Here is a 1,566-nt window from a genome sequence, read left to right as displayed (position 1 = left end):
ATGCCCGGCACCGCCGCCGATCTTGGCGTCGATCCGCGCGATCCCTGGCAGAACCTCGACGGCGGGGCGCGCTACATCCTGGCCCAGCTCAAGTCCTACGGCCGCATCGATTTTGCCCTCGCCGCTTATAACGCCGGCCCCGGCAATGTCGACAAATACGGCGGCGTGCCGCCCTTCGACGAGACCCAGAACTACGTCCGCCGGATCCGCGGCTACTTTGAGACCTACCTCACGCTCATCACCGGTAAAGACCAGACCGGCACGCTCGCCGGGGTCGACGGCGCGTCGGCGCAATGGGGCAATTGGTCGGAGGCCTCCATGGGCTACGCCGGCGAGGTGAATGGCCAGATCGATCACGCGATGCAGCGCATCTATGGCCTCTTGCAGCAGGCCAGGCCCGAGACGGAAAAGCAGGCCGTCGATCACAACACCTACATGATGGCCGAGCGGGCCCGTCTCATGGCGCTGACCCTGCGCCTGCGCGCCGCGCAGGTGAAGGTCGACGGCGCCCGCGGCATGTCGGACGCCGCCCAAGGTCTGCAGGCCACAAATTTCTGGGAGTATCGCGATGAGTGAAAGGACCGCTCGCACGGCCCTGCGCCGCTTTGCTATCCGCCTCGGCCTAGCCGGCATCGCGGCGCTCTCGCTGGCCGCGCCCGGCCTCGCCCAGGGCGTGCCGGTCATCGACGGGTCGAACCTTGCAAAGAACGTGGAGCAGCTGCAGCAGGCGCTGCAGGATGCCGAGAACCAGATCGAGCAAATCCAGCAGCTGAAAAAGCAGATCGAGCTGCAGATGGAGCAGATCACCAGCCTCGAGTTCATCGGGGACTCGCTGACCGGCTTCAATGACATCGCCACGCTCTACAACAGCACCGAAGACCTGCGGGACCGCGCCGCCAAGATCACCGATCTCAGCGGCTTTGCCGATGACCTAGCCATGGGGGATTTCGACGCCCTGCTCGACAACCTCCTCGATGGCGACGTCACCATGGGCGAAAAGCACGCCGCCGAGCAGATGCGCGAGACGCTGGCCTCGGCCGGGCTGACCTCCGATCGGCTCTCGCAGCTCTCTTCCTCGGAGAACCCCCAAGACAAGGTCATCGCCCAGACCGCCGGCACCAGCGCAACGGCGATCGCCGCGGCGCAGCTCTCCTATGAGGAAGCGGAATCCAGCCTCGAGCGGGTCAACGGGCTGGTGGATGAGATCGCCAATCAGGAGACGCTCAAGGAGAGTGTCGATCTCAACACCCGCATGGCGGCCGAGACGAACTTCATGCTCGGCCAGATGTGGCGCCTCAACGCTGCCGCCGGCCTCGCCCAGGGCCAGACCGGCGTGAACTGGGCCGCTGAGCAGGCCAAGGAACGCAGCTTCTTTGATTACTCGGGCACCGCCGACTGAGCGGCGCCCCCACGCGATTTGAAAGAGGAGACCCATATGTTTGCGAAGATGATCACGGGCCTGACGGCGGGCTTTGTCCTGGCAGGTGTGGCCGGTGTCGCCTGGGCCGAGGACTACAGCGCCGTCTCGGCACCGGAGCTGAGCGCCGCGGCCGTCGCGGCGGTGGA

Annotated in this window: 2 protein-coding genes; both read left to right on the top strand. The window is 65.9% G+C overall.

Features of this window, described 5'->3' with window-relative positions; translation table 11 throughout:
- The coding region (locus tag G0Q01_RS27230) for a lytic transglycosylase domain-containing protein (protein WP_164213967.1) at nt 1-576 on the top strand (576 nt) is incomplete at its 5' end.
- Complete coding sequence (locus G0Q01_RS25620; RefSeq protein WP_164213966.1) at nt 569-1,399, top strand: type IV secretion system protein; 831 nt, start codon at nt 569-571, stop codon at nt 1,397-1,399. The genes G0Q01_RS27230 and G0Q01_RS25620, both read left to right, overlap by 8 nt.
- Nucleotides 1,400-1,566 lie beyond the last annotated feature (167 nt).

It is taken from the genome of Salipiger sp. PrR007 (assembly GCF_010499845.1).
Lineage (GTDB): Bacteria > Pseudomonadota > Alphaproteobacteria > Rhodobacterales > Rhodobacteraceae > Salipiger > Salipiger pacificus_A.
The sequence above is the reverse complement of the archived record's forward strand: the minus strand, read 5'-3'. Positions and strand labels throughout refer to the sequence as shown.